Raw genomic sequence first — 8,234 nt, forward strand, 5'->3', positions numbered from 1 at the left:
AATCCAGGCAATGGCGGCGGCGCCGGTGCCGTGGCGCAGGCGCGGATCCCCAGTTCAAATGGCGGCGCCCAGACGATGCGGCTGGTCGAGGCGCAGCCTGTGCCGGAGGCCTACGTTCCGCAACCGGCGCCGGTCGCCGAAGCGCCCGTCGTTCCGGTGAAATCGCTGGCCGACATCGTCGCGCTCGCCGACGCCAATCGCGACATCGCCTTCAAGGTGCAACTGAAGCGTTACGTGCGGCCGGTGCGCATCGAGCCCGGTCGTCTCGACGTCACCCTGACCGACGACGCGCCGAAGATGCTGCTCAACGACCTGACCTCCAAGCTGCGCGCCTGGACCGGCCGCAACTGGCTGGTGTCGCTGTCGAAGGAAGAGGGCGGCCAGACACTGGCCGAGATGGAGACGACCAAGCGCGAGAACGCCTTCTCCGACGCCAAGGCGGATCCGACTGTCGCGGCCATCCTTGCTCGCTTCCCGGGCGCCAAGATCATCGACGTGCGCATTCCGGATGTGCCGGACGTGGAAGAGGCCGAAGCCGAAGTTCCGGTCGAGCCTGCGTCCGACGACGACGAAATCTGAAACAATCTTAGAGGACCACCCCGATGAAAGATCTTCTCGGCCTGATGGGCAAGGCGAAGGAAATGCAGGCCAAGTTCCAGGCCATGCAGGACGAGATCGCCACGCTTGAAGCCACCGGCCAGGCTGGCGGCGGCCTGGTCAGCATCACGCTCACCGGCAAGTTCGAGATGAAGGCGCTGAAGATCGATCCGTCGCTGATCAAGGCGGACGAAGCCGAGATCCTCGAGGACCTCATCCTGGCCGCCCACAATGACGCCAAAAGTAAGGTCGAGCAGGTCATGCAGGAGAAGACCAAGGCGTTGACGGCGGGCCTGCCGATTCCCCCTGGAATGAAATTGCCGTTCTGAGGCAGCCTCCAGTTAATTGATTATGAACGGAAATCGAGTCCGGACGGCAATATTACCCATTTTGCCGGCAATGCTCACGGGCTCATTTCGCGGCTTTCATAAAGTTTTACCCAAGTCCAGAAATTGCTAACCCTCTAGCCATCTTTTTGCCTGAAAGAGTCTCATTCCTGCCACATCTCGGGGCGGGCTGGCATCTTGGACATGAGGCTTTTTTGGTGATCGCGAAGCGATGGAAGACGCCGCTGCTGCTTATCGGCATCGTCACTTCCCCCTTGCTCCTGGCCGGCTGCAGCCAGACCACTTCCTCCCATGGCATGTCGGTGTCGGGACTGACCGATGCGCTGACGCCGAGCTTCCTCACGCGTTCCTCCAGCCACTCGCTGAAGGACAAGGAATGCCTGCAAAGGGCGATGTTCTTCGAATCGAACCGGTCGAGCCGCGATGGCATGATCGCTGTCGGCACGGTCGTGATGAACCGTCTGCGTTCAGGCCAGCATGGCAGCACCATCTGCGACGTCGTCGGCGAGAAGGGCCAGTTCGCGCCGGGCGTTCTGACGCGGCCGATGAATTCCAGGGCGCTGCCCGATGTCGAGGCAGCCGCCGATGCGGTGCTGAGAGGCGAGCGCAAGGCCAAGCTCAAGAACACGATGTATTTCCACACCGCCGGCCTGCGCTTCCCCTACAAGAACATGCATTACACGATGGTGGCCGGGGGCAACGCCTTCTATGAGAAGCGCGGCCGCAATTGGCAGCCGCTGCCGGATGAGCCGATGGTCGCCATGGCCTCCGACAAACAGCAGAAGATTGATCCAACCGCTCCCGTGCTGATGGCCTCCGCCGAGCCGGTGGTCAAGACGATCGTACGGCAGGATCCGGCCAAGCAGGTCGCGACCGATGCGGCCGAACCGACGCTTCCGGCCAAGGCGGCAATCGTTCCGGCCGAAGAGACCTATGTGACGGCTTCCGCAGCACCATCCGTCCCTTCCGCGAAGTCCGGCCGCCTCGCGCAGAAGCCGACGGTCGTGGCGATGCAGGAACAGATGGCCGAACCGGACGCCTCGCGTTTCGGCGGCACGCTCAAGGGCCGTTACATCACCTCGGTGCCCAAAGCGACGCAGGAAGCGGCGATGGGCTTCCGGTCGACGCCTGAGAACACCGACGCCATCGGCGCGATGATCGTCAGCCAGGACCGGCCGCTCGAAACCAACTGAACCCGATTGCATCCGACGCAGGGCCCGTCATGGCAGCATGGCGGGGCCTGTGTCGTTGCGGCTGTTCCAAACCGCTCGGAAAAATCCTAGATCAAGGCGATGTCGAAGAGAATCGCCGGTCCGGAAATCGAACGCCTGATCCAGCTCCTGGCCAAGGTGCCGGGGCTTGGGCCGCGCTCGGCCAGGCGCGCCGCGCTCCATCTCATCAAGAAGAAGGAGCAGCTGCTCGAGCCTTTGGCCGCCGCCATGGGCGAGGCGGTCGACAAGGTGCGCATCTGCTCGACCTGCGGCAATGTCGACACCTCCGACCCTTGCATGATCTGCACCGATCCACGCCGCGACGCCGGCACGCTGATCGTCGTCGAGGATGTCTCCGACCTCTGGGCGCTGGAGCGCGCGGCCGCCATGAACGTGCGCTACCATGTGCTCGGCGGCACGCTGTCGCCGCTCGACGGCATCGGTCCCGACCAGCTCAACATCCGCTCTTTGGTCGACCGCGTCGCCGGTGGCGAGGTGAAGGAAGTCATCCTTGCGGTCAACGCCACCGTCGAGGGGCAGACGACCGCGCATTATTTGACGGATCAGTTGTCGGGCTTCGATGTGAAGGTGACGAGGCTGGCGCATGGCGTGCCGGTCGGCGGCGAGCTGGATTATCTCGACGAAGGAACGCTGGCCGCGGCGCTGCGATCGAGAACGGCATTTTGAGGGGACTGCGAAGGGGCGGGGAATGACTGGAATAAATCCTTCGAAGTTAGCGCCAGGGCCCCCTCTCTGTCCTGCCGGACTGTCCGGCAGGACAGAGAGGGGGGCGACAGAACGAGGCTTTTCCAAATACAGCCTCGCATTTCTTCTGCTCGCAATATTCAGCCTCATTCTCACCACTCCCACCCGTGCCGCCCCCATCGACGACCAGTTCCAAGCCTGGCTTCGAACCGATCTCTGGCCCGAAGCCAAATCCAAGGGCATCTCGAAAAAGACCTTCGACGAGGCCTTCCTTGGCGTGAAGCCGAACCTCAAGCTGCCAGATCTCGTCCTGCCCGGCGAAAAGCCCACGACACCTGAGAAGCAGCACCAGGCCGAGTTCGGTCCGCCAGCCAACTATTTCGCCGAGAAGATCATCCGCGCCGTCACCACGGGCGGGCGGGCGCGCGAGAGCGCCAATTCAAGAGTGCTCGGGCTGATCGAGAAGCGCTACGGCGTGCCCGGTGAGATCGTGCTGGCGATCTGGGGCCGCGAGACCGGCTTCGGCGCGGCCAAGATGCCTTACGATGCCTTCGAGGTGCTGGGCACCAAGGCGTTCATGTCGACCAAGAAAGACTTCTTCCGCACGGAGGTGCTGGCGGCGCTCGACATCGTCGAGCGCGGGCTGGCGCCGGTCAATGCGATGAAATCGTCCTGGGCCGGCGCGCTCGGCCAGCCGCAATTCATGCCAACCTCGTTCCTCAAGCACGCCGTTGACTTCGACGGCGATGGCCGGCCCGACATCTGGAATTCGACGCCCGACGTGCTCGCCTCGATCGCCAACTACCTCGTCCACTATGGCTGGCTGAGGGGGCGCGGCTGGGGCGTCGAGGTGACCGTGCCGGCAAACGTTTCCTGTGCGCTCGAAGGACCCGACCAGGGCAAGAAGGTATCCGACTGGGTGGCGATGGGCATCAGGCGTGCCGACAACAAGGCGTTTCAGGCAAGCGAATTGAAGGCTGAGGGCCTTCTGCTGATGCCGGCCGGGCGCAGCGGACCTGCCTTCATCGTCACGCCGAACTTCTATGTCATCAAGCAATACAACAACAGCGATCTCTACGGCCTGTTCATCGGCCATGCCGCCGACCGCATCGCCAAGGGCGACGCCACCTTTGCCGGCAGTTGGGGGCCGGTCGGCGATCTGCACCGCTCCGACATCGCCGCCTTGCAGCGGGCGCTGGAAGCCAAGGGCTACGACGTCGGCAGCGCCGACGGCCTGCCCGGCTTCAAGACGCGCCGCTCGATCGGCGTCTGGCAGGCCAAGAACGGCAAGCCCGCCACCTGCTTTCCAGATGCAGGCTTGGTCGCGCAGTTGAAATAGCGGCGACTTCCAGGGCTCGAACACAGGCAGATTTTTCTCGACCGGCGGCTGCAATTAGCCGGCGCATGGGTCGACGGATCGCTGCCCATTTGGTCCGATATGCCGCCTGGTAAAAATCCATGCGGCCGAGCGGACGGGATCGAATAGGGAGTTGACCAACTGGACAAAAAACACGACGGTAAGCGGTCAAAGCCGTTGCCGGCCTTGCCAAGAACAATACGCCCTGAGCCGGGAACTCAGGTCAACAAGAACAGGGAACGATCATCATGATGCTGGAAAAGTTTGCCGTCCGTAGCTTGCTTGCAGGTGTGGCGATGACCGCGCTGCTCGCGACGCCTGCCTTCGCCGTCACGCCCGCCGACACGCTGGTCGAAGGCTTCGCCATCGACGACATCATCTCGATGGATCCGGGCGAGGCGTTCGAGCTGTCGACCGCCGAGGTCACCGGCAACACCTATGATCTGCTGGTCCGCCTCGATCTCAGCGACACCTCGAAGGTCAAGCCCGACCTCGCCGAGAGCTGGACGGTGTCCGACGACGGCCTGACCTACACCTTCAAGCTCAAGCCAGGCATGAAGTTCGCGTCCGGCAATCCGATCACCGCCGCCGATGTCGCCTATTCCTTCGAGCGCGCCATCAAGCTCGACAAGAGCCCGGCCTTCATCATCAACCAGTTCGGCATCAGCGGCGACAATGTCGCCGAGAAGGCCAAGGCGGTCGATGACACCACCTTCCAGTTCGTCGTCGACAAGGCTTACGCGCCGAGCTTCGTGCTCAACTGCCTGTCCGCCACTGTCGCCTCCGTCGTGGACTCGAAGCTGGTCAAGGAGCATGTCGCCGCCGTCACGCCGAGCGCGGACTACAAATGGGATAACGACTTCGGCAACGCCTGGCTGAAGACCGGCTATGCCGGTTCAGGCCAATACAAGTTGCGCGAATGGCGCGCCAACGAAGCCGTCGTTCTGGAGCGCAATGACAATTACAATGGCGAGAAGGCCAAGCTCGCGCGCGTCATCTACCGCAACATGAAGGAAAGCTCGGCGCAGCGCCTGGCGTTGGAGGCGGGCGATATCGACGTCGCCCGCAACCTCGAGCCGAACGATCTCGACGCCATCGCCAAGAATGCCGACCTCACCACCACCAGCGCGCCGAAGGGCACGGTCTATTACATCAGCCTTAACCAGAAGAATCCGAACCTCGCCAAGCCGGAAGTTCGCCAGGCGTTCAAATATCTGGTCGACTATGACGCACTGAGCACCACCATCCTCAAGGGCATCGGCGAGATCCACCAGTCCTTCCTGCCCAAGGGCGACCTTGGCGCGATCGACGACAACCCGTTCAAGCTCGACGTCGCCAAGGCCAAGGAATTGCTCGCCAAGGCCGGCCTGGCGGATGGTTTCAAGGTGACGATGGACGTTCGCACCGGCCAGCCGACCACCGGGATGGCGGAATCGATCCAGCAGACGCTCGGCCAGGCCGGCATCCAGTTGGAGATCATCCCAGGCGATGGTAAGCAGACGCTTACCAAATATCGCGCCCGCAACCACGACATCTATATCGGCAACTGGGGCCAGGACTATTTCGATCCCAATTCGAACGCGCAGACCTTCGCCTCCAATCCGGACAATTCCGACGCCGCCAAGATCAAGACATTGGCCTGGCGCAATGCCTGGGACATCCCGGACCTGACCAAGCAGACCGAGGCGGCGCTTCTGGAAAAGGATTCGGCCAAGCGCGCCGACATGTACAAGGATCTGCAGCAGAAGATCCTCGACACCAGCCCCTTCGTCATCATCCACCAGCAGCTGGAAGTGGCGGGGCTGCGCAAGAACCTCAAGGGCTTCGCGCTCGGCCCGAGCTTCGACACCAACTTCGTCGGTCCGGTCTCGAAGGAATAGCGTCCTCGGACGCCCCGTGAGCGTAGCTGAAAACCAGGCGGCGGCAGGGCGCGGCAGCGCCCGCGCCGTCGCCATTCTATCCTCGCTCGGCCGCTTCCTGGTCGTCGCGGTGACGACCTATCTCGGCCTGCTCGCGGTGACCTTCTTCATCGGCCGCGTCATACCGATCGATCCGGTGCTGGCTGTCCTCGGCGATCGCGCGCCGACCGCCGTCGTCGAGCGCACGCGCCGCGAGATGGGGCTCGACCTGCCCTGGATCGAGCAGTTCTACATCTATGTCAAAGCAGCGCTGAGGGGCGACTTCGGCACCTCGGTGCTGACCACCAATCCGGTGATGTCCGATATCCGCCGCGTCTTTCCGGCGACCATCGAGTTGGCGACGCTGGGCACGATCATCGGTGCCGTCATCGGCGTGCCGCTCGGGGTGCTGGCCGCTGTCAAGCGCGGCAGCCTGATCGACCAGATCGCCCGCGTCGTCGGCCTCATCGGCTATTCCGTGCCGATCTTCTGGCTGGGACTGCTCGGCCTGGTGCTGTTCTACGCCAAGCTGCAATGGATCGCTTTCCCGGCGCGGCTCGACGTCGTCTATGAATACACCTTCACGCCGATCACCGGCTTCTACCTGCTCGATGCCGCGATCCAGGGGCAGTGGGACGTCTTCCACGACGCCTGGCGTCATATCGTCCTGCCGGCCGCGCTGCTCGGCTATCTGTCGCTCGCCTATATCAGCCGCATGACCCGCTCCTTCATGCTGAACGAGCTGGCGCAGGAATATGTCGTCGCGGCGCGTGCCAAGGGCCTGTCGGAGACGCGCGTCATCTGGGGCCATGCGCTGCGCAATGCCGCCGTGCCCATGGTCACCGTGATCGCGCTTTCCTATGCAAACCTGCTCGAAGGCTCGGTGCTGACCGAGACCGTCTTCTCCTGGCCGGGCATCGGCCTCTACATCACCAATTCGCTGCAGAATGCCGACATGAATGCCGTGCTCGGCGGCACCATCGCCATCGGCTCGGTGTTCATCGCCATCAACCTCCTGTCCGATCTGCTCTACCGGCTGCTCGATCCGAGGACGAAGATCGGATGAGCGCTGAAACCATCCAATCCAGGCGCGAATGGCTGCTCAGCGACCGGCCGGCATCGCGCCTGCAGGCAAGGCTCGGCCGCGCCTATGTGTCCTGGCGGCGTTTTTCCGCCAACCGGCTGGCGCTGGTCGGCATGCTCATCATCATCGCGCTGCTGGTGGTCGCGGCTTTTGCCGATGTGCTGGCGCCCTATTCGCCGACTGTCGGCGATCTGAAGAACGCCCGCCTGCTGGCGCCGAGCGCCGCGCATTGGTTCGGCACCGACGACCTTGGCCGCGACATCTATTCGCGCATCGTCTACGGCGCGCGCTGGACCCTTTATGTGGTCATCCTCGTCGCCATCATCGCCGCGCCCATCGGCCTTTTGGTCGGTACCGTCGCCGGTTACGCCGGCGGCTGGACCGACACGATCCTGATGCGCGTCACCGACATCTTCCTTGCCTTTCCGAAGCTGGTGCTGGCGCTCGCCTTCGTGGCCGCGCTCGGCCCAGGCATCGAGAATGCGGTGCTGGCGATCGCAATCACCTCCTGGCCGCCCTATGCGCGCATCGCCCGCGCCGAAACGCTGACGGTGCGCAACTCCGATTACATCAAGGCGGTGCAACTGATGGGCGCCTCGCCTGTCCGCATCGTGCTGCGCCACATCATGCCGCTCTGCATCTCCTCGCTGATCATCCGGGTGACGCTGGACATGGCGGGCATCATCCTGACCGCCGCCGGCCTCGGCTTCCTCGGCCTCGGCGCGCAGCCGCCGCTGCCCGAATGGGGCGCGATGATTGCGTCCGGCCGCCGCTTCATCCTCGACCAGTGGTGGGTGGCCGCGGCCCCCGGTGCCGCGATCCTTATCGTCAGCCTCGGCTTCAACCTGCTTGGCGACGGCCTGCGCGACGCGCTTGATCCCCGGAGTGGCGACCAATGAGCGGTGACCAATGAGCGACACGCTCCTCGAAGTCGACGATCTGCGCGTCACCTTCCCGACCCGCACCGGTCTCGTGCAAGCGGTGCGCGGCGTTTCCTTCTCGCTCGGCCGCGAGCGTCTCGGCATCGTCGGCGAA

General features: G+C 63.6%; 7 protein-coding genes and 2 pseudogenes. All 9 read left to right on the forward strand.

The window, feature by feature from the left end; all coding sequences use genetic code 11:
• Positions 1–579, forward strand: a pseudogene (locus EOA27_RS12235) (DNA polymerase III subunit gamma/tau); the annotation flags it as partial.
• Between the two features lie 23 nt (positions 580–602).
• Entirely contained in the window at positions 603–926 is a 324-nt protein-coding gene (locus EOA27_RS12240) for a YbaB/EbfC family nucleoid-associated protein (RefSeq protein WP_112127993.1), read from the forward strand.
• A 215-nt stretch (positions 927–1,141) separates the two neighbouring features.
• A complete protein-coding gene (locus EOA27_RS12245) occupies positions 1,142–2,137 on the forward strand; it encodes a cell wall hydrolase (RefSeq protein ID WP_126079442.1) in 996 nt (331 codons plus the stop codon).
• A 99-nt stretch (positions 2,138–2,236) separates the two neighbouring features.
• Positions 2,237–2,842: a recombination mediator RecR gene (gene recR / locus EOA27_RS12250; RefSeq protein WP_126079441.1), complete on the forward strand. Its 606-nt coding sequence runs from the start codon at positions 2,237–2,239 to the stop codon at positions 2,840–2,842.
• Positions 2,843–2,921: 79 nt separating this feature from the next.
• Complete coding sequence (locus EOA27_RS12255; protein WP_245467351.1) at positions 2,922–4,199, forward strand: lytic murein transglycosylase; 1,278 nt, start codon at positions 2,922–2,924, stop codon at positions 4,197–4,199.
• A gap of 266 nt (positions 4,200–4,465) precedes the next feature.
• Positions 4,466–6,097, forward strand: a complete 1,632-nt coding sequence (locus EOA27_RS12260) for an ABC transporter substrate-binding protein (protein WP_126079439.1) — start codon at positions 4,466–4,468, stop codon at positions 6,095–6,097.
• Positions 6,098–6,113: 16 nt separating this feature from the next.
• Positions 6,114–7,181, forward strand: a complete 1,068-nt coding sequence (locus EOA27_RS12265) for an ABC transporter permease (RefSeq protein ID WP_126079438.1) — start codon at positions 6,114–6,116, stop codon at positions 7,179–7,181.
• Complete coding sequence (gene nikC, locus EOA27_RS12270) at positions 7,178–8,098, forward strand: nickel transporter permease (protein ID WP_126079437.1); 921 nt, start codon at positions 7,178–7,180, stop codon at positions 8,096–8,098. The genes EOA27_RS12265 and nikC overlap by 4 nt, the downstream gene beginning before the upstream one ends.
• Before the next feature lie 10 nt (positions 8,099–8,108).
• A pseudogene (locus EOA27_RS42090) lies at positions 8,109–8,234 on the forward strand (ABC transporter ATP-binding protein); the annotation flags it as partial.

This window comes from Mesorhizobium sp. M2A.F.Ca.ET.037.01.1.1 (assembly GCF_003998075.1).
In the GTDB taxonomy this organism is placed as follows: domain Bacteria; phylum Pseudomonadota; class Alphaproteobacteria; order Rhizobiales; family Rhizobiaceae; genus Mesorhizobium.